The sequence below is a fragment of the Lyngbya confervoides BDU141951 genome (assembly GCF_000817775.3).
Classification (GTDB): Bacteria; Cyanobacteriota; Cyanobacteriia; order Thermosynechococcales; family Thermosynechococcaceae; genus Lyngbya; species Lyngbya confervoides.
The window spans coordinates 251439-271362 of sequence record NZ_JTHE03000044.1; the positions used below are offsets into that span (position 1 = coordinate 251439).

Annotated in this window: 20 protein-coding genes and 1 tRNA gene; 11 read left to right on the forward strand and 10 right to left on the reverse strand. The window is 55.5% G+C overall.

Going from position 1 to position 19924, the window contains the following annotated elements; all coding sequences use genetic code 11:
- Positions 1 to 20: 20 nt before the first annotated feature.
- Positions 21 to 572: a TIGR04376 family protein gene (locus QQ91_RS08230; protein WP_166274814.1), complete on the forward strand. Its 552-nt coding sequence runs from the start codon at positions 21 to 23 to the stop codon at positions 570 to 572.
- An 82-nt stretch (positions 573 to 654) separates the two neighbouring features.
- Positions 655 to 993: a translation initiation factor gene (locus QQ91_RS08235; protein WP_166274816.1), complete on the forward strand. Its 339-nt coding sequence runs from the start codon at positions 655 to 657 to the stop codon at positions 991 to 993.
- Between the two features lie 75 nt (positions 994 to 1068).
- Here the strand turns inward: QQ91_RS08235 and QQ91_RS08240 are convergent, their stop codons facing one another.
- Complete coding sequence (locus QQ91_RS08240; RefSeq protein ID WP_166274818.1) at positions 1069 to 1581, reverse strand: Spy/CpxP family protein refolding chaperone; 513 nt, start codon at positions 1579 to 1581, stop codon at positions 1069 to 1071.
- A gap of 285 nt (positions 1582 to 1866) precedes the next feature.
- Between QQ91_RS08240 and QQ91_RS08245 the strand changes: the two genes are divergently transcribed.
- Both QQ91_RS08245 and QQ91_RS08250 read left to right on the forward strand, forming a co-directional pair.
- On the forward strand, positions 1867 to 3159 hold the full coding sequence (locus tag QQ91_RS08245; protein WP_166274905.1) for a sensor histidine kinase: 1293 nt from the start codon (positions 1867 to 1869) through the stop codon (positions 3157 to 3159).
- Complete coding sequence (locus QQ91_RS08250; RefSeq protein WP_166274820.1) at positions 3156 to 3797, forward strand: response regulator transcription factor; 642 nt, start codon at positions 3156 to 3158, stop codon at positions 3795 to 3797. The genes QQ91_RS08245 and QQ91_RS08250 overlap by 4 nt, the downstream gene beginning before the upstream one ends.
- A gap of 60 nt (positions 3798 to 3857) precedes the next feature.
- Here QQ91_RS08250 and QQ91_RS08255 read toward each other — a convergent pair.
- The 3 genes from QQ91_RS08255 to QQ91_RS08265 form a co-directional block, all read right to left on the reverse strand.
- Positions 3858 to 3929 (reverse strand) — tRNA-Thr (locus QQ91_RS08255).
- A 29-nt stretch (positions 3930 to 3958) separates the two neighbouring features.
- A complete protein-coding gene (locus tag QQ91_RS08260) occupies positions 3959 to 4825 on the reverse strand; it encodes a M28 family peptidase (protein WP_166274822.1) in 867 nt (288 codons plus the stop codon).
- 6 nt (positions 4826 to 4831) lie between these two features.
- Positions 4832 to 5314, reverse strand: coding sequence for an adenosine-specific kinase (locus tag QQ91_RS08265; protein WP_166274824.1), 483 nt, complete (start codon positions 5312 to 5314; stop codon positions 4832 to 4834).
- Between the two features lie 279 nt (positions 5315 to 5593).
- On the opposite strand from QQ91_RS08265, the gene QQ91_RS08270 reads away from it, so the two are divergent.
- Together QQ91_RS08270 and QQ91_RS08275 are read left to right on the forward strand one after the other, a co-directional pair.
- Positions 5594 to 6880 (forward strand): phospholipase D-like domain-containing protein, encoded by a 1287-nt coding sequence (locus tag QQ91_RS08270; protein ID WP_166274826.1) that lies wholly within the window; start codon positions 5594 to 5596, stop codon positions 6878 to 6880.
- 81 nt (positions 6881 to 6961) lie between these two features.
- Positions 6962 to 7927: an RluA family pseudouridine synthase gene (locus QQ91_RS08275; protein WP_166274828.1), complete on the forward strand. Its 966-nt coding sequence runs from the start codon at positions 6962 to 6964 to the stop codon at positions 7925 to 7927.
- A 128-nt stretch (positions 7928 to 8055) separates the two neighbouring features.
- Here the strand turns inward: QQ91_RS08275 and rlmN are convergent, their stop codons facing one another.
- Positions 8056 to 9168: a dual-specificity RNA methyltransferase RlmN gene (gene rlmN / locus QQ91_RS08280; RefSeq protein WP_166274830.1), complete on the reverse strand. Its 1113-nt coding sequence runs from the start codon at positions 9166 to 9168 to the stop codon at positions 8056 to 8058.
- A gap of 316 nt (positions 9169 to 9484) precedes the next feature.
- On the opposite strand from rlmN, the gene QQ91_RS08285 reads away from it, so the two are divergent.
- Complete coding sequence (locus QQ91_RS08285; protein ID WP_166274832.1) at positions 9485 to 10087, forward strand: LabA-like NYN domain-containing protein; 603 nt, start codon at positions 9485 to 9487, stop codon at positions 10085 to 10087.
- A gap of 105 nt (positions 10088 to 10192) precedes the next feature.
- On the forward strand, positions 10193 to 10801 hold the full coding sequence (gene rpsD, locus QQ91_RS08290; protein WP_166274834.1) for a 30S ribosomal protein S4: 609 nt from the start codon (positions 10193 to 10195) through the stop codon (positions 10799 to 10801).
- A gap of 145 nt (positions 10802 to 10946) precedes the next feature.
- Here the strand turns inward: rpsD and ispD are convergent, their stop codons facing one another.
- The gene (gene ispD, locus QQ91_RS08295; protein ID WP_166274836.1) at positions 10947 to 11648 is read right to left on the reverse strand and encodes a 2-C-methyl-D-erythritol 4-phosphate cytidylyltransferase; all 702 of its coding nucleotides are present in this window, start codon (positions 11646 to 11648) and stop codon (positions 10947 to 10949) included.
- Positions 11649 to 11760: 112 nt separating this feature from the next.
- Between ispD and QQ91_RS08300 the strand changes: the two genes are divergently transcribed.
- Complete coding sequence (locus tag QQ91_RS08300; protein ID WP_166274838.1) at positions 11761 to 12807, forward strand: hypothetical protein; 1047 nt, start codon at positions 11761 to 11763, stop codon at positions 12805 to 12807.
- On the opposite strand, the gene QQ91_RS08305 is transcribed toward QQ91_RS08300, so the two are convergent.
- From QQ91_RS08305 to QQ91_RS08315, 3 genes are all read right to left on the reverse strand, one after another.
- Positions 12804 to 13910, reverse strand: a complete 1107-nt coding sequence (locus QQ91_RS08305) for a tetratricopeptide repeat protein (protein WP_166274840.1) — start codon at positions 13908 to 13910, stop codon at positions 12804 to 12806. The genes QQ91_RS08300 and QQ91_RS08305 overlap by 4 nt on opposite strands.
- A 39-nt stretch (positions 13911 to 13949) precedes the next feature.
- On the reverse strand, positions 13950 to 14312 hold the full coding sequence (locus QQ91_RS08310; RefSeq protein WP_166274842.1) for a single-stranded DNA-binding protein: 363 nt from the start codon (positions 14310 to 14312) through the stop codon (positions 13950 to 13952).
- Positions 14313 to 14383: 71 nt separating this feature from the next.
- On the reverse strand, positions 14384 to 15481 hold the full coding sequence (locus QQ91_RS08315) for an AI-2E family transporter (protein ID WP_201277057.1): 1098 nt from the start codon (positions 15479 to 15481) through the stop codon (positions 14384 to 14386).
- 50 nt (positions 15482 to 15531) lie between these two features.
- On the opposite strand from QQ91_RS08315, the gene QQ91_RS08320 reads away from it, so the two are divergent.
- Positions 15532 to 17799, forward strand: coding sequence for an AAA family ATPase (locus QQ91_RS08320; RefSeq protein ID WP_166274844.1), 2268 nt, complete (start codon positions 15532 to 15534; stop codon positions 17797 to 17799).
- 113 nt (positions 17800 to 17912) lie between these two features.
- Entirely contained in the window at positions 17913 to 19298 is a 1386-nt protein-coding gene (locus QQ91_RS08325) for a cytochrome P450 (protein WP_166274846.1), read from the forward strand.
- Between the two features lie 247 nt (positions 19299 to 19545).
- Here the strand turns inward: QQ91_RS08325 and QQ91_RS21830 are convergent, their stop codons facing one another.
- Positions 19546 to 19701, reverse strand: a complete 156-nt coding sequence (locus tag QQ91_RS21830; protein ID WP_375340943.1) for a phage integrase N-terminal SAM-like domain-containing protein — start codon at positions 19699 to 19701, stop codon at positions 19546 to 19548.
- Between the last annotated feature and the right edge of the window lie 223 nt (positions 19702 to 19924).

Genomic DNA, 19924 nt, shown 5'->3' on the forward strand with positions numbered 1-19924 from the left:
AGTGCTATATCCCTGACCCTATGAGCATAGTTGATGATATGGAACGCTTCCTGGAGGAGCGCCTAGATGAGTTTCTCAAGGATCACCCCTATCTTGAGCTACAGATCTTAGAAGATAAGCTTCGGGATCAAGAGATGGGGACGCTGCGGCTGATTCAAGATCTTAAGCGTGAGGAAAAGCAGCATCAAGGGGCAATTTTGGCCACAGCTGAGGAGGTGCAGCGCTGGCATGGACGGGTCAGCAAGGCGAAACAGGCGGGCCGCCAGGATTTGATGCAAGCTGCCCAAGAGCGAGAAGCCGCTCTTTTGCGGCAGGGGAATCAGCAGTGGGGGCAGATGGAATTAACTCGCCAGCGTCTGCAGCAGACCCAGACCCTATTTCAACAGATTCAGCGTCGTCGGCAAGAGGTGAAGGCTAAGATCCAGGCCCAGAAGACGACGCCTCAGCCCGAGGGGAGTGCCGGCTGGTATCAACCGCGTCCCACGCCAGGGGCCGATCCCTTAGAAGATCAGTTCAGACAGTGGGAAATTGAAGCAGACCTTCAGGATTTAAAACGGCGCATGGGCCAATGAGGGAGGGGCGAATTGGCTGGGCCAATCAGAGACTCACTCAAGACTGACTTTATACTGACCTTGTGAAATGTTTTGATCACCCATGGCGAAGAAGAAAAGCAGCCGCGATCGCGTTGTCTACAGCGAGTTTGGCCTGGAGGCCGCCACGGATCGTCCGTCCCAGCCGGATTTGCCCCCCAATCAGCAAACCTTGAAGATAGAGGCCTCCCGCAAAGGTCGAGGGGGAAAAACCGTGACGGTCATTAGTGGCTTTCAGCAAGCCGCTGCGGTCACCCAGGCTCTGGCAAAACAGCTCAAGAACCACTGCGGATCAGGGGGCACCGTCAAGGACGGGGGGATTGAAATCCAGGGCGATCACCGTGCCAAGGTGAAGGCCTTTCTGGATAATCTTGGCTATCGATCTAAGTTTTCTGGGGGCTAGTCCCTCCCTTGTCTGAAATGAGGATTTCAAGGGTTGGAAGCGGGCCTAGCCTGTAAGCGAGGATCACAGTTCGGCTCAGAAAACCAGGGATTGGGGTCCCATTGCCGGAGAGCCCTTCCGTCCCCAGCCGCCGCGACGTCCCTGGTGCAGGTCGGCAAACTTTTGGCGCTGCTCTGGCGATAGAATTTCATAGGTCTGGAGCATGCGCTCAAAGCGATCCTCGCTCAGTCTTTCCCGGATGGCTTTAATTTGGTTGTGCTGATTGCGAAGCTGATCAACCGAGGCCCCCTGGCGGATCAGCGATCGCATTTGTTCCATCTCGGCCCGGAGACTTTCCCGATCACCTTGGGATTCCGTTTGGGCTTGCTCATGGATGGCCTTAATTTGATCGGCTTGGCCGTCGCTCAGGTTGAGTGCTTCAACCATGCGCTCAAAGCGTCGTCCCTGGTAGTTCTCCCTTTTTTCGCTTCCCGATGCCTGGGCCACTAATTGGGGAAGCGCGTCCCGGTTCTCGGCCAGGGCAAAGGGAACGGTCCCGGCCAGGAGAAGGGGAACTGCGGCCAGTACAGAGAATGTGCGAATATTCATGGTTGGGGGTCCTAATGAATGCAGTGATGGGGGTCACGAGAGCCAAACCTGATCATTTCAACGGGTTTACTCCTCGATAGCCCTAGCTTAGGGCGCACTTTGCCCCTGATTCTAGGATCAAAGCTCCCAAACTCAAGCGGTTTGGAGTACCAACTCACGCTAGAACTTTAGTACCAGGTTGACCTAACTTCTCCCAAAAAGACAGTCGGGACTGGGGGCAACATGTCACCATCAAAGAAAGGAGGCTGCTCTACTCTGTTTGCCCCCACCATCCCTTCAAAGGCAATGAACGCTCACCGCCTGCGCCAGCCCCATCCCTTTCCGCTGCTGCTCTACCTGGAGTGGATTGTGTTAGGAGGGGCCCTCCTCACGCTGCTGCTGCCCACCTCCACCCTGGGGTCGCTACGACCGAGATCTATGGGATCGCCCCTGTGGGGATCTGTGGGGATTGGATTGTGGGGGATTCTGGTGTTGGGCCTACCGCTGCGGCGATCGCCCTGGAAAAAGTGGCTCTACATCAGCCTTGGGTATGGCCTGAGCTGGTGGGTTGCCCTGAGCTCAAGCCCCCGATCGGCCATTCCCTTTGCCGCGATGCTGTTGGTCGTGGTCATGCGAACCTGTCTGCTGTTTCGCTGGCCGGGACGAATTGTCACCGCGATGGCCGCCTTTGGGTCCTTTCTACTCCGCCTTTGGATTGTGGTGGCCTGGTTCCAGGCCCGATTTGCAGCGCGGCAGCACCTCTCCCCTAAGGGAGAGTTTTCGGCGGGACGTTATCGGTTCGCGGAGGCAGATTTTCAGGGGATTTTGCTGCAGTTTACTGCGGGTTCGGCCCTGCTCTACGGTTTGGTGATTGTGTTTGTGCTGCTCATGGTGGGCACCTTGGTGAGTGAGCGCCAGAGCCGTCAGCAGCTGGATCAGGCCAACCATCGCCTGCGGCGCTATGCACTGCTGGTGGAAAATCAGGCCACTCTCCAGGAGCGAAATCGGATTGCCCGTGAAATTCACGATTCCATCGGTCACACCCTCACGGCCCAAAGCATTCAGCTGGAAAATGTAGATCTCTGGTTTGATCGAGATCCCCAAAAGGCGCGGGACCATTTGTACACTTCACGCACTCTCAGTAAAGAGGCACTGGGCAATATTCGCCAAGCCGTGGCGAGTCTGCGCCAGGATATTCTGCGGCAGCAATCGCTCCCTGAGGCCCTGACGGATCTGGTGAAAACCTTTGAGGCCCATTGCCAGATTCCGGTGATGTCCACCCTGCAGGTGACCCCGCCGCTGCCTCGGGATATTGCGATCGCCCTGTACCGCATTACTCAAGAGGCCCTCACCAATATTTCGAAACATGCCCAAGCAGAGCAGGTCACCCTGGTCCTGAGCGAAACGGACCTGCACTACTGGCTGGAAATTGGAGATGATGGCCAGGGGTTTGTGGTTACCGAAAACACCCGTGGGTTTGGCCTGACCAGTATGCGTGAGCGGGTCGAAGCCCTCAACGGTCGTTTTCACCTGAGCAGTGCCCCCCAGCAGGGCTGTAAGATTCAAGTTGAAATTCCGTATCCAGGAGGTGGCCTGTGATTCGTTTACTGCTAGTGGATGATCAACAGCTGGTGCGTGAAGGATTGAAAAGTCTGCTAGAAGCCCAGCCCGATCTGGCGGTGGTGGCGGAGGCGGAGAATGGTCAGGTGGCCGTGGATCAGGTCTCGCGCTGTCAGCCCGATGTGATCTTAATGGATGTGCGCATGCCGGTGATGGACGGTATTGCCGCCACCCAAGCCATCCATCAGGCAAACCCAGCTGCAAAGGTGCTGATTTTAACCACCTTTGACGATCAAGTTTTCATTGCCGACGCCATTCATGCCGGGGCTAAGGGCTATTTACTGAAGGATACTCCCTCCAATGAGCTGGCCGAGGCTATTCGAGCTGTGCAAAAGGGGTATAGCCAGATGGGACCGGGCATTTTAGAAAAGATCATCCAGCCCATGCCCGAGGCCTCTGCGCCCTCGCCCTCGGTGTTTGATCTGTTGACCCCGCGAGAGCAGGAGGTGCTGCATCTGATCGCGGCAGGAAAAAGCAACCGCGAAATCGCAGCGGAGCTTTATATCACGGAGCGGACGGTCAAAAATCATGTGAACAGTATCCTCCGCACCTTAGACGTGCGCGATCGCACTCAGGCGGCAATTCTGGTGCAACAGGCCGCCCTGTCCAGCGAGTGATCCAGCCATCATTCATCCCCCGTATTCACTTTGTGGGGATCTAAATTCTGTGGCGGGAAAAGCTGGTGACAGGAATCGAACCTGCAACCTACTGATTACGAAACAGTTGCTCTACCTTTGAGCTACACCAGCTTGAGCCAACCTTTAGTATAGCGGCCAAGTTACCCCAGGGGCGCCGCTAGGGTTAGCAGGCCCATGGCCAATCCCTGGGTGACCGATCTGAAAAAGCCCAGATCCAGGGTTTGAATGCGATCGCTGGGTTGATGGTAGTGGGGATTGCGCAGATCGGCGGTGTCGGTGACCATAATTGCCGAGGCTCCCAAGTCCCAGAAGGCGGCATGGTCGCTGCGCCGGGTTATGGGCAGGGGAAATCCGCGCAAGGGGACGGGTAACCATTGGCATGGTGCCCCGGCTTGGCGAAGGGCTCGGGCCAAGGTGCCCATGGCTGGAATTGCAGACAGGTTGCCCACCAGGGCGATAAAGTTGCCAGCGGTAGGATAAAAGGCTCCCAACCCTGGGGGATAGCCTTGGGAACCCGGCTGTGAGTTTTGATACCCCAGCATTTCTAGACTGAGCATGAGCTTAACCCGCTGGCCCTGCGCCCGCAGCTGCTTGACATAGGCCTGGCTTCCCAGGAGTCCGTATTCTTCTAAATCAAAGGCGATAAATATCCGCGTGCGTCGCGTGGGGTAAGGCTGCAGGACATGGGCGATTTCTAGTAGCGCGGCCAGACCTGTCGCATTGTCGTCGGCACCGGGGGACCCAGGCACCGCATCATAGTGGGCTGCCATAATCAGCGGCGATCGCTGGGGCTCGGTTCCCTTCTGGTGACAGATAAAATTCACCTGATCTCCAAAGGGGGAGGAAAAGGGTTGGACCTGAACCTGGCCTAGGGAATCTAAGGTTTGTTGGAGGTAGTGGCGAGCGTAAAAATAGCCCTCCGTATGGAGAAAGGGATCGCGCTGCCGCGCCAGGTGTTTGAGATGGGTTTGGAGTCGATCTAAAGAAACATTGGGGCTGGGAAACATGGACCACTAGAGCTTATAGCCAATCTGACGCAGAAAATCATGGCGATCGCGCTCATCTTGTTCAGTCTCTATGCCTTTAGGAGAAAAGCCGTCAATAACGCCTAAAATCCCGGATCCTTGCTCATTCCGAGCCACAATTACCTGGGTTGGATTGGCGGTGGCGCAGTAGATCCGGCAGACTTCAGGACATTGCTGAATTCCCTTGAGGACGCTGAGGGGAAAGGCCCCCTGCATCACAATGATGAAGCTATGACCGGCACCTATGGCCTGGGCGTTTTGAATGGCGACTTGTTTGAGGGAAGCATCATTGCCACTGGCGCGGATCAGGCAGGGGCCAGAGGCTTCACAAAAGGCGAGGCCAAATTTTGCGGGAGCCGCCGTGGTGACCATGACCTCATGGAGATCCTCCACGGTTTTAATAAAGTGGGATTGCCCCAAGATAAAGTTGCTTTCAGCGGGGATGTTCAGCGCAATCGTTTGAATCTCCATGGGGAGTGAGAACCTCCAAACAGGGGGGTAGAGTCTAGCCTAGGGCTGCTTCATTGACCGGGACACGGTTTGATATGAAGCAGAGATGAAGCAAGGGCGGGTCTATGAAGCAAGGCGGTCCTGCTGTGGATGTGGGATCAGCGGCGGGGATCAGCCGTATCATAAACGAGAGGAGCAGGCTGCCCCTGCAGATAGTTACGCTTCTTTACGGGACTCTCTCTTGACGACTCCCACTGGCCAGTTTTGACCCATCATGAGCGACGCTGACTCAGCATAGATATGATCCTCCTTATTTTACAGGGCCTTTTGGTAGCCCTTCTGGGATTGACGCTCCTGATTCTGTTGAGTCTCTATATTCGCGGGGCGTTTCAATCCTCAGTGCAATATCGGGTCAAACATGCGCCCTCTCCCTCAGATCCGACGCTGGCCGTTGCCCTCAGCAGTTTGTCCACCTCTTTTCTGTCCCAGGGAACGATGACGCACTTTTGGTCCTGCCCGGATCAAATTCAACAAGCCCGCCTGGAGGCGATCTTTCAAGCTCAGCAGCGGATCTATTTTGAAACGTTTTATATGACCCCTGGGCGTCGAGCCAGGGATTTTGCAGCCGCGGTGACCCAAAAAGCTGCCGAGGGCGTTGAAGTGCTGCTCCTCCTAGATAGCTATGGCACTTCCTCCCTCCCCCGCCGTTATTGGCAACGGCTGCGACGCGCGGGGGTGCAAGTGGTGTTTTTTAACTCGTTTAACTGGCGTGCCCCGGCTAATTTTGCAGGCCGGACCCACCGTAAGCTGTTGGTGGTGGACAGCAAAATTGCCCTTCTGGGCGGCGCCGGGATTTCTGATGATTGGGATGGGGATGAAAACGCGGCCCCCTGGCTAGATATCGAACTGCAGGTGGAAGGCGATCTGATTCCTTTTCTAGAGGGGCAGTTTCTTCAGCATTGGACCTACGGAGGAGGAGAGGTGAATCTGGCCCTCAGCCGCTTTGCCGGGGAAACTCAGGCCCCGCAAGCCCCCTTTATGATTACCCCAGGCAACAACCCCACCTATCGCTATTCGCCGATTAAATCTCTGAAGGAGAATCTCATTGGGGTAGCTCAAGAGCGGTTGTGGATTGCTAGCCCCTACCTGCTTCCCGATGACAATTTGCGATCGCTCCTGGTGGAAGCCAAACAGGCTGGGGTGGATGTGCGCCTGTTGACCGCCTGCGCCCAACAGATTGATAAACCCTATGTCTACTATGCTGCCTTTGAACTCTATGGAGAATTATTAGCCGCAGACATCGCAATTTACGAATATCAGCCCAGCATGATTCATGCCAAAATGATTCTCATGGATCGGCAATGGGTCAACACCGGCAGCGCCAATTTTGACTCCCGCAGTTTTTTCCATAACGATGAGCTGGATCTCACCGCCAACGCCCCTGAGCTGGTGAAGCAGATTGAGCAGGTGTTTCAACAGGCCTTTGCCTGCAGTCAACGAGTCACCCTGCAGAACTGGCAGAATCGCTCTTGGATTCGCCATCGACTCATGGGGCGAGTGATCGGATTTGTTCAATGGCAGCTCTAGTCAGCCAGAATCCCCTGAGCCAGAATCCTCTGAGCCAGAATCCTTATAAAAGCGGCCCACCCCCTGCAATGACTGGTTTCCATGGATATCCACGATCTCACCGTAGACCCCACCCAATCCCCCAGCGATCGCCTGGATCGTTGGATTACTGACCAGCTTGGTGACCTCTCTCGGTCCCAGGTACAGCGCCTGATCGAACAGGGGCAGGTGCAAATTAATCAGCAGGTCTGCCAATCTAAAAAAATTCACCTGGCCCCAGGCGATCGCGTGACGGTGAGAGTCCCCGACCCAGAACCCTTGCCTCTGGATCCGGAGGCTATCCCGCTAGATGTGCTCTACGAAGATGATCAGCTAATTCTTTTAAATAAGCCCGCGGGTATGGTGGTGCATCCAGCCCCAGGCCACAGCCGCGGCACCCTGGTGCATGCGCTGCTGGCTCATTGCCAAATCCAAACTCCTCAGGGAATTCGGACTACCCTCTCGGGCATCGGTGGCACCCAGCGCCCTGGAATTGTCCATCGTCTCGATAAGGATACCTCCGGGGCCATTGTCGTTGCCAAAAGCGATCGCGCTCATCAGCATCTCCAGGCTCAAATTGCTGCCAAAACTGCCCGCCGAGAATATCTGGGCTTAGTCTACGGAAATCCTTCAGCGGATTCTGGCACTCTGGATCATCCCCTGGGCCGCCATCCGGTTCACCGCGAAAAACAGGCCGTGGTTCCTGTGGAACAGGGCGGACGCCCGGCGCTGACCCATTGGCAAGTCCAGGAGCGCCTTGGCAACTATGCCCTGATCCACTTTCGTCTGGAAACGGGCCGCACCCACCAAATTCGGGTCCACTGTGCGGCCATGGGCCATCCGATTCTGGGCGATCCCCTCTATAGTCGGGGGCGATCGCTAAAAATGAACCTTACGGGGCAAGCCCTCCATGCCTGGAAACTCAGCTTGCGTCATCCGCTGACCGAGGCGTTAATCACCGTGGAGGCCCCGCCTCCCCTGGAATTCCAGCGACTCCTAGAAAAATTAGCCAAGAAAAAAGGTTCTTAAGCGTCTTTCCGTGTTTCGACCTCAAGAACCTTTTTATCTGAATCACTCCTCACTGGCAAAACTATATACCAGATTTCTGGGTGACCGACCAAACAGGTGCCAGTTACCCAATTGGCCCCATTCAAGCATCACGAAATTTTAAGTGAATTCGCCTCGGCACTGCGGGAGGCCCGCAGCTGTCCGCAGGCTGCATCCCGGTCTAGGCCGCGCGATCGCCGGATGCTGGCTGCAATATGGTGGCCCTGAAGCGCCTTTAAGAATTGTTGCAATGCCTGGGGGCTGGGGCGCTGATAGTCCACCTCGCTGATGGGGTTGTAGGGAATTAAATTGACGTGGCTTTGGAAGCCCCGTAAATGTTGGGCCAGCTCCACAGCATGCTCCGGGCGATCATTAACCCCCGCCAAAACAATATATTCAAACGTTACGCGCCGCCCTGTTTCCCTCACATAGGTTCGGCAGTCCTGGAGAAGCGATTCCAGGGGATAGTGGGCTGCACTGGGGACGAGTTGAGTGCGGACCTGCTGATTAGAGGCATGGAGGCTGACCGCCAGCGTAATCTGGAGATGCGCCTGGGCCAGCTTCAGGATTTGCTGGGGGATGCCAACGGTGGAAATTGTGATGGATCGCTGGCCAATTCCCACATCCTCATTGAGCGATCGCACCGCCGCCAGCACATTCTGCAAATTGAGCAGCGGTTCTCCCATGCCCATGAACACCAGGTTGCTCACCCGCTGTTGGAAATCCTCCTGCACCGTCAACACTTGATCGATGATCTCGTGGGTCGCCAGATGGCGCAAAAAGCCACCCTTGCCGGTGGCGCAAAAATCGCAGGCCATGGCACAGCCCACCTGGGACGAAACGCAAACTGTCAGGCGCTTTCCCGACGGTATTCCCACGGTTTCTATGATTTGCCCGTCCCCGAGCCTGAGCAAATATTTGACGGTGCCATCCTGGGCCGCAGCGCGGTGGTGCAGCTGCGATCGCCCCACCGGCACCGCCGCCAGTTCCGATCGCCACTGCTTGGGCAGAACCGTGATCTCAGTGAGGGATCGCGCCGACCTTTGATAAATCCACTGATAAATCTGTTGGCCGCGGTAGGCCGGTTGGTGATGTTCCTCTGCCCAGGTCATGAGCTGCGCCTTGGAGGCTCCCAGTAGGGGAGCCAGCGGGCGATCTAGGGGGTGAGATGGCTGCCGCGCAGCGGATGCGGATTGGGAAACAGGGTGAGCTGGAGAAGACATGCAGCGGTAGGGAGAAAGTTTTCAAGATTCATTGAGGAGTGCGCTGAAACCTGTTAAAGCTATCGGCCATCCCTTAAGATTTTCTATGAAGTTTGCAGCAGCGCAGGAGTTGACCTCGATAATACGGTCAACTTTAAGCCTCTTAATCGGGGGCTTTTGTGCCGTTGGCTCCAGTTGTGCTGGTTCCTATTGTATCTATCTTCTGGTTTCTGTCTGCACGCTATCTGCACGCTATCTCTATCACTTCACCTGACCAATCGGTCTGGCTACTCAGTCCCTATCGCCTTCCCATGCTCGATCCAGGCACCCCCTGCCGATGACCCAATCTAGACCCTCTCCTAATCTGATCGATGAGTCTCCCCCCGATGCTTCCGCCCTAGACTCGGCCATCTCAGGCTTTGACGAAAACCCTGTTTTCTCTGCCCACGCCCTGCAAGAGGCCGATCGCGTGGCAATTTTTATTGATGGGGCCAACCTCTTCTACGCCGCGGCTCACCTGCGCATTGAAGTGGACTACGTGCGGCTGTTGCAAAGTCTCACCAATGGTCGCCGCCTCCTGCGGGCCTATTACTACACCGGGGTCGATCCCAGCAATGAGAAACAACAGGGATTTTTGCTCTGGATGCGCCGCCATGGCTATCGCGTTGTGGCTAAGGATTTGGTGCAATTTCCCGATGGATCTCGCAAGGCTAATCTGCTGGTGGAAATGGCCGTGGATATGCTGCGCCTAGCGGAATATTGCGATACGCTGATTCTACTGAGTGGCGATGGTGAGCTGGCCTATGCCCTCAATAATCTCAGCTACCGTGGGGTTCAAATTGAGGTGGTGAGTTTGCGGATTATGACCAGCGAACGGCTCATTGACATTGCCGATCGCTACCGGGATCTTACCCATCTGCAACCCTCCATCCAACGCTAGGGGACCAATCTTGGAGCGCTTGGAGCGGTAGTAGTTGAATGTTGTCCCCTGGCCAGGGTATGATAAAAATTCTGGCTAATTTTATCTCATCAGAGAGGAAAGAATATGTCGCGATATCGAGGCCCTCGCCTCCGAGTTGTGCGTCGCCTAGGTGACTTGCCGGGACTGACCCGCAAGTCGGCGCGTCGGGCTTATCCCCCAGGTCAGCATGGTCAGGCCCGGAAAAAGCGTTCTGAATATGCGATTCAGCTCGAAGAGAAGCAAAAGCTTCGCTTTAATTATGGTGTGTCCGAGCGTCAGCTGGTGCGCTACGTCAAGAAAGCCCGTCGGGCAGGCGGTTCGACGGGGCAGATGCTGCTGCAGCTTTTGGAGATGCGTCTGGACAACACGATTTTTCGGTTGGGAATGGCCCCCACGATTCCGGCGGCCCGCCAGCTGGTCAACCATGGTCACGTGACGGTCAATGGCCGCGTTGTGTCCATTGCGAGCTACCAATGCCGTCCTGGAGATGAGGTGGGCGTGCGCGATCGCGATCGATCTCGGCAGCTTGTGGAAGAAAACATGAAGTTCCCAGGGCTGGCGAACGTCCCTTCTCACCTGGACTTTGATAAGAATAAGCTTACGGGCAAGGTGAACAGTACCGTAGAACGGGAATGGGTCGCCCTCCAAATTAACGAACTGCTAGTGGTGGAGTATTACTCACGCAAAGGGTAAGCTCGGCAGTTTGTCCGGCTTCATGTACCGCGGCAAAAAAATTTCTATTTCCTTTAACTATGAGGTTGGGCGCTTGAATCCGTCAGTTCAGCGCCTTTTTTTTGCGTAGCTTTAATTTTGCGTGAAATTGAATGGCCAGGGGACCTCAGTTGGGGGTGCGCGGGGTCTGACGTTCCTGCAAGATCAGTTCTGCTAGCTTCAGGTCTGCTGGCGTGGTGATCTTGATGTTGGTTTCTTCTCCTTCCACAATGTGAACCGGCAGGTGCAGCCGTTCGTAGAGGGCCGCATCGTCGGTGACCTGCCATCCCTGGGATCGCCCCTGTTCATGACAGTCCCTGAGCTGATCTGCATTAAATCCCTGGGGTGTTTGGGCGGCCCAGAGAGAGCTGCGATTGGGAGTTTTTTGAATTCGACCTTGGTCATCCACCACCTTGATGGTGTCCTTGACTGGAATGGCCGCCACAAATCCCTCATAGGTGTGAAGTGCCGCTGTGCAGCGGTTGAGTAAGGTGGGCGTGGCCAGACAGCGAGCGCCATCGTGGATTAAGACTCCCTCAGCCTCGGCTGGAAGCGCTTGCAAGCCGTTATAGACTGATTCTTGGCGAGTTCGGCCCCCTGCAATGAGTTCTACGGGCGTCCTGAGGGCTAGATCCCTTAAAATCTGCATCCAGGTGGGAAAATCGAGGGGCTGACCAATGAGGCCAATCCAGCCAATGCCCTCGGCGGCCTCGGCGGCCATTAGGGTCCAGGCCAGCAGGGGTTTGCCCAGCAGGTCCAGCCGCAGCTTATTTTGATCGCTCCCCATCCGCTTGCCAATGCCAGCAGCGGGGATCAGCAAATGGGTCATACATTGGGGTTCACGCAGCGGAATTTAGTGTAGCTCAATTTCAGAACCGTCGGGTCTAATGCCGCGTTCGGCCCTGTGGCATAATAGGTCGGCAAACGGTTCAAGAGGTTCCATGGTACAGGCGGTTCCGGTCAAGGTTGAGGTGGCTCAGTTGGGGCGTGAGAGCGTCTGGGATCTAGATTTCCAACTGCCCGATCCTGAGGATGAAACGATCTCGGAGCCAGATTTTCGCCAGCAGGTCGATTCTGCCTGGCTGATCTGCGATCGCTTTGATTTACAAACCGATATCTGGCGCGGACGGATTCTGCGAGCGGTTCGCGATCGCGAGAAAAAAACGGGCGAGGGTCGGGGGACGGGATTTTTGTACTGGCTCAATGACCGCGAAATCAGCAAGTCCCAGGCCTATCGCTGGATTGAGCTGGCCAACAGCGCAGATACCCTGCTGCAGTCGGGTCAGCTTGAGGCTGATGCCGTCGATCGCTTTAGTAAACGCGCCTTTGTGGAAACGGCCCAATCGCCACCGGAGGTGCAGCAGCTGGTCAGCGAGTCTGCCAATCGGGGCGATCGCATTACCCGCCGGGAGGTGCGGCAGGTGGCGGATGAATGGACGGCCATGAGTTCAGATCTGATTCCCGCCGAAATCAAGTCCAAGGCGGCGGATAGTTCTATTCCCACGGGATATTTAGCTCCCCTGGTCCGCGAGATGGAGAAGCTGCCGCCGGTACACCAGGAGGCCCTCAAGGAAGAACTGGTGGAAAATCCCGATCTCGATACCCTCAAGCAGGTGACCTCAGAGGCCAAGCAGCTGGCAAAATACCTCTCCAATGCCACCCATGTTCAAGCCATTGAGGCCCAAGGGGTGGATCTGGAACAGGCCTTGGAAGAGGCCTTGCGCCTGGGCTGTTTAAATTCTGCGGCCGATTTAGTCAATCAGGCTGCGCAGCTGGAACAAACCCTGGCAAAGCTGTATACCACCTGGAAACGGGTCGCTCGGGTGAGCGATCGCCTGTACGTGGATAGCGGTTCGAGCACCCCCAATTTGCGATCCCTGCTTCAAGCCGTGGCGCAGCTCACGGGTGAGGTGATCCAGGTGGAGTTGGGAAATTTGCAAAATTCTGACTCGGCCCAAACCATTCAGGTCTCGATCAAGGGGCTTTAGCGCCGCCCAAACTTTCGCAGGATCTGAATTTGATTGGACGCTGCCTGAACCATTTTACGGTCGCCAGTCTGGTTGGCAATTTGGGTCACCCGCTCATACTCTGCGATCGCGCCCGAGAGGTCTCCCATCTGCTGCTTGAGTACGGCTCGTCCCCAGTGGTAGGAAGCCACTGGGGTTTTGCTCAGTTCAATGGCGCGATTAATATCCGTGAGCGCCTGGGGATACTGGCCTAAGGAAAAGAGGGTAAAGCTGCGGCCATTGTAGAAGGACGGGTTTTTCGGACTCAGGGCCAGGGCGCGGTTGTAATCCGCCAGCGCCTCGGAATATTGCTGAAGGCTGACCCTGGCAATGGCCCGGTTGCTGTAGGCAAGGTCGTAGTCTGGGGCGAGGGCCAGGGCCTGACTGTAGTCTTCAATGGCCCCCTTCGGGTTGCCCAGGGCGGCCTTCACGTAGCCTCGATTATTAAAGCTATGGGCATCCTTCTCCTCCAGGGCCAGGGCGCGGTCAAGATCCGTTAGAGCCCCGGCGTAGTCCTTCAGTTGGGTCTTGGCGTTCCCGCGGCTCTTGTAGGCCATCACCAATTTTGGATTGAGGGCAATGGCCCGGTCAAAATCTGTAATGGCGGCTGAATAGTTCTGCAGGCGAAACTGGGTCAGTCCCCGTCCATGAAAGGCGTCCCCATTTTTGGGATCGATCGCGATCGCTTGGTTGTAGCTGAGCAGCGCCTGGGAATATTGCTGGGCATTAAACTGCTGCCAGGCCTGATGATACCAGTTGACGGGCTTGGACTGCTTGGGGGCGGCGGCAGGTGTTGAGGCGGCGGCAGGTGCGGGTGTAGCCGCAGGCTTTGGCGTAGCCGCAGATGCGGGTGTGGTTGCAGGGGCTGGCGTAGCCGCAGGTGTTGGAGACGGTGCTGTGGTGCGCAGATCCGAGGGGGGGGAAGGAACCGCCGCGCCGGTGGGAGGCGGGCTCACCTGAACCCTCGGATCCGGGTGGGTATTCGGCCCTCCGGTAGCCGGATTTGCCTGTCCTGGATCAGGCTGCAGGCCGAAGGTGATGGCACCGGTAAACAGGCTAATCCAGAGTTGATGGGCCAGTCGCATAAGGGATGGGTGCAGGTAAAAGAATGGGGATGGGTCGGGTTAAAACTCTTCTTCGTAGCGCCCCACGGCATTGGGATCGCTATCGCGCTTAGATCCCAGCAAATCCATGCGATCGACTCGAATCACAGGCTTGGATCGCTGGGTATTTGTGGCCTTATCTTGCCAGTGATCCAGCTTGAAGGCTCCTGAGATGCCAATCAAGCTGCCTTTGCGCACGTAGCTTGCGGCCACCTCCGCTGTTTTGCCCCAAATTTCCAGATTAAACCAGTCTGGCTGGTCTGAATTACGGCTGCGCCGGTCGACCGCCAGAGTCAAGTTACAGACGACGCTACCGGACTCAAAGTAGCGGACCTGGGGGTCTCCACCCACTCGACCAACAAGATTAACAACATTTAAACTCATGGCTGATTTTATCGGTTTTTTCTGTGATTTATATTCAATTTTAGCGAATTATACGCCAAAAGAGCAGTTGATTAAGATTCATTTTTTCTCAAGGTGAATCCACCCTGTTGGGTGGTCCAGTGATCGAGCACGTCTTTGACCAAGACTTCCTTGGCCCAGATTTGCCCCACAATGATCAGGGGTAAGGCCAGCAGCAATCCCAAAAAACCAAAGAAATAGGCAAAAATAATTTGGGAGAGGAGGGTGACGGCGGGGAGAAGGGACACCTGCTTGGCCATCACCAGGGGAACTAGTAAATATTGCTCAAGCTGCTGGATGAGGATGTAAAACAGCAGAACGCCCAGGGCCTTCCAGGGGGAATCAAGCAGAGCGATGGCCATGGGGGGAATGACGCTGAGGGTAGGGCCAATATTGGGAATTGCTTCCAGCAGGCCGGCAATTATGGCATTCGCCAGCACCAGCTTTACCCTCAGCACCCAAAGTCCCAGGCCGCTGCAAACCCCGATCACCATCATGTTAAACAAGATGCCCCCCATCCAGTTGTCCAGGGCGGTTTCACATTGTTGCAAGATGGCATCTGCCCGGCGGCGATAAAAGGAGGGAAAGAGCTTAATAAAAATTTGGCGGTATTTTTGGGGTTCGATTAAAAACATGATGGTCAGCACCAGGACCAGCAAGATGTTGAGAACCACCAGTAGCGAATTGGAAAAGAGGGAGAAGAAATTTTCAAACAGTTTGCCCGCCAAATTGGGTAGCTGCCGGGTGATATTGTCAACCATTTGGGAGTTGATGATTGAAGTGCCCTGAAACTGCTGTTTTTCCAGCCACTTGACGGATTCATCAATTCGCTGCACACTTTGGGGCACCAGTTCCAGCAGCTGCTGAGATTGGGCCACGAAGGGAGGAATAATCAACCAGGAGACAACTGTGGCGAAGGCGAATAGCCCCAGCACCGCAATGGCGATCGCCAGATGCCGCTTGATGCGAACCTTCGTTAGCTGGCGCACTACGCTGTTTAATGCGGAGGCCAGAACCACGGCCGTAAACCCCAGCAGCACCACCTGACGAATTTCCCAGAGAATGAATAGTGCAATGCACAGAACAATCAGTCCTACCCACTTTCCCAGACTCACTGTGCCATCCCTTTTGCGAACAACCTCCAAAATCATAGGCGCTTTTTACAGAAGCCACGCGTGATTCTAACGAAGCGTAACGACCCATGGATTTATTCCAGCATCACCAGCAGCACCTGAGCGAAGCAGAAGCCCCCCTTGCTGCCCGGATGCGACCGCGATCGCTAGAGGAGTTTGTGGGGCAATCGAGTATTGTGGGGCCAGGACGGCTGCTCAGACGGGCAATTCAGGCCGATCAGCTTTCTTCTCTCATCTTCTATGGTCCTCCTGGCACCGGAAAAACCACCCTGGCCCAGATTATTGCCAATACCACCCAGGCCTACTTCATTGCCATCAATGCGGTGCTGGCTGGGGTCAAGGACATTCGGGCAGCGGTGGACACGGCCCAAACTCGGCGGGGACACTACGGTCAAAAAACAATTTTATTTGTGGATGAGGTGCATCGATTTAGTAAATCCCAGCAGGATGCTCTGCTGCCCTGGGTAGAAAATGGCACCATTATTCTGATTGGGGCCACGACGGAGAATCCCTACTTTGAGGTGAATCAGGCTTTGGTGAGTCGATCTCGGCTCTTCCAGCTCAAGCCCTTGCAGGCCTCGGACTTGAAACAAATTCTGCACCACGCCTTAACGGAGACCAGTCGCGGCTATGGCCACAAATCGGTTCACCTCAGCGAAGCGGCGACGGATCACCTCGTTAATATTGCCAATGGCGATGCGCGCACATTGCTCAACGCCCTGGAGCTAGCCGTTGAAACCACGCCAGCGAACGAGGCTGGGGTGATCGAGATTGATCTGTCCATTGCGGAAGCCTCCATTCAGCGGCGGGCCATCCTCTATGACAAGGAAGGGGATGCTCACTTTGACACCATCAGCGCCTTTATCAAAAGCTTGCGCGGTTCGGACCCGGATGCGGCCTGCTACTGGCTGGCCCGGATGATCTACGGGGGGGAAGACCCAAAGTTTATCTTTCGCCGCATGATCATTGCAGCCAGTGAAGATATTGGATTGGCGGACCCTCAGGCGGTGGGGGTTGTGGTGGCCTGTGCCCAGGCCTTTGATCGCGTGGGGCTCCCGGAGGGGCAATATCCCCTTGCTCAAGCGGCCCTTTATCTGGCGACGGCTCCCAAGTCCAACAGTGTTTTAGGCTATTTCGATGCTCTGGCTGCCATTGAGAACGAGCGTGAGGCGGAGGTTCCCAGTCCCTTGAAAGATGGCAATCGCGATCGGCAGGGATGGGGGCATGGAGCGGGGTACCGATATCCCCATGCCTACCGAGATCATTGGGTGGCCCAGCAATATCTTCCGGCTGCGCTGCAGGGGCGAGTCTTTTATCAACCGTCGCATCAAGGTCATGAGGCCCAGATCCGCGATCAGATCTTGAGCCACCGCGAGGCCCAGATTGCGGCCATGATTGAGGGGAACGATCTGGGGCCATCGGAGATGATCAGCGTTGGCCCAGAGTCTAGAAGTCAAGAGCGCTGGCTAGAGCGAACCATCAGTCAGTCTGGATCTCAGCTGGCGGCTCTGCGCGATCGCCTGTTGGCCATGACCCATCTCCAGCGTCATCATGTGGTTCTGGATTTGCTGGCCAATAGTGGCCTGATGCTGTGGGAATGTTTGCGGCAGACGCCTGAAGGCGGGGTCTACGGTCGGGTCACCACGGATCAGGCGCTGCAGGGAATTCAACAGCAGGCTGAAGCTTTGCCCGAGATCCAGCGACCGATTTTGATCGCCTCTGCCCTGGATCAGCTATGCCCTCGGCTCTTGGCCCTGGCGCCGGGAATTCAATTTGACCGCATCTTTGGCCGCAATTTGCTCAGCCACCTTCGAGATCTCACCGGCACTCCCGCTGCCGTTGCTCAGGTGCTCTCAGTCTTCTTAGGTTCGACGGGAGAAGCGATCCTGGTGGAGCTGATTCCCCGGCAAAGCCAGCGGATTTATGATCTGTTATCGCCGCAGCATCTCAGCCCGAAGCTTTATCGGGCCTGGCAGGTTGCGGAGGACTCGTTTTATGAACCAGCCGGTGACCCCCGCTTGAACTGGGAGGCTTCTCAACTGGTGACTCTTCTTGAGGCGGCGGGGTTGAGCGTGGAGTTCCAACTCCTTTCAGAAACGCGACAGTGGCTGTTGAGTCCGTTGGTGTTGGATCGCTGGTTTAGTCCCGCAGAGGCACGACCCTCCTATGGCGATCGCCTGCGTCAATGCCTCAGTCAGCGTCAGGTGGATCAAATTCGCCAGGGATTGGAACTGGAGTGCCTCAATCAAACGATTCAGTGGCGCAGTACCAGTGCGCTGTTGAAGGTTGTGTGGAATCATGGCTCTTCCCAGCCCACCGGAATCGCTAATTGCTGACTCCTTTTTCCCCCTCTAGATTCGGGTATTTTAGACTAGGGCTTGTGGCCCTGTCTTTCGATCACCGAGGTTCTGGGCAACGCGTTGTCACTCCCCGATTTAAACTCAATCCTATGGTCAATATTCCCACACCCCCGGAACCCAATGGATTGCAGGCGATCCAGTGGATCCTCAATCCCCTGGGGTACATGCGGAAAAACTTTCAGCGCTACGGCGATCTTTTTCAGGCCCCGGTGCTTTGGGGGGGGACTGCGCCGCTGCTTATGGTGCAGTCCCCGAAGGCGCTTCAATATCTGTTGACCCACGATACGGGCAAAGAATTTTCGGCGCCGGGTGAAGTGAATGAAATCCTGGAGCCGGTGATTGGTCGGCAAAACGTTATGCTCCTGAGCGGCAGTGACCATCGAGATCGTCGGCAGTTGGTGATGCCTCCGTTCCACGGCGATCGCCTGAAAACCTACGCTACCCTCATTCAAGGCATTACCCAGGAGGTTATCCAGCAGTGGCCTCTGCACCAGCCGGTGAACACTCGCAGCGTTATGCAAAAAATTACAATGCGGGTCATTTTGCAGGTGGTGTTTGGCCTGTACACTGGCGATCGCTACGAACAGCTCGAACAGCTTTTGAGTCGTCGGCTGGACATGACCAGCACTCCGCTGGCCTCTGCCATTGTCTTTTTTCCCTGGATGCAGAAAGACTTGGGATCCTGGAGTCCTGGGGGGCGCTTGCGTAAACTCGCCCAAGCCACCGACGAACTCATCTTTGCGGAAATTCAGGAGCGTCGCCAGCATGCCAACTCCGATCGAACCGATATTTTGTCTTTGCTGATGGCGGCCACGGATGCCGAGGGACAGGGGCTTTCAGACCAAGCCCTGCGGGATGAACTGATGGCGTTGTTGGTTGCCGGACATGAAACCACGGCAACGGCATTGACCTGGGCACTCTACTGGATTCATGCCTTACCGGAGGTTCAGCGGCGGCTATTGGCAGAGTTGGCGGAACTCCCTGATCCGCTGGATCCTACTCAGTTTCTGCCGCTTCCCTATCTGAATGCGGTTTGCAATGAAACGCTACGGATCCATCCTGTGGCCATGTTGACCTTTCCCCGGCGGGTGGAACAGCCTTTGGATCTCTGTGGCTATCAGCTTGAACCCGGCATGTTGCTGATGGGCAGCATTTATCTGCTGCATCAGCGAGAGGATCTTTATCCTCATCCGCAGCAGTTTCGGCCCGAACGCTTCCTGGATCGGCAGTTTTCGCCCTACGAGTTTATGCCCTTTGGCGCAGGTGTGCGGCGCTGCGTGGGGGCGGCTCTGGCGCAATATGAAATGAAAATTGTGTTAGGTATGCTGCTGTCGCAACTTGAGTTGGAACTGATCAATCAAGATCCCGTACAACCTGCACGGCGGGGGGTGACCCTGGGGCAAAGAACCCCGGTGCGATTGCAGAAGGTGGGAACCCGAACCGCAACGGCCCAGCCTACGCCAGTGGTGGCCTAGGCTCTAAAGGGGCAGGAATGGAACCGTGAGCCTCTAGACCAGACCTTTGTGATCAATCCAGGGTTTTTAGAAGCGGTCTTCAAGATCAATCGGAAAGCGACTAGGCCGTTTTGTGAAGAGCATTCAGCCGAGTTGTGGGAGCATCACCCCTTTTAATGAAAGACACCTCGATTTGTCAGATTTGTTGATCGAGAGATAGGAGGGCACTCAAGGGCACGTTCTGAGTGGATGGAGCCTGATGGCCCGCTCAGTATGAAAAATGATCTTGAATTTCTAGGATGACGATTGCTCTGGGATGGCGCATGGGGGGAAATCGAATCAAGTCACGAATGTGATACAAGTAAGACTTTTCTGTCTTAACACTGAAATGCTTTAGCCTAGTCGTGATTTTTATTTGCTCAATTAATTTTGGAGGGTAGGAATTGCCGTGAGGAGGCTTGTATGATTAGAATGCGTGAGAAACTGCAATCTTCCATTTTAGGGATTAGGAATCCTCACTATTTATTGCACTCGTGTACTATATTTAAGTTGATATAACATCCTAAGGTACAACACTCCGGACAGATTTTAGAAGAGGTAGCAGGAAAGCTACCCACTGTTATAGAGTGCTAAGACAACTAAACTCA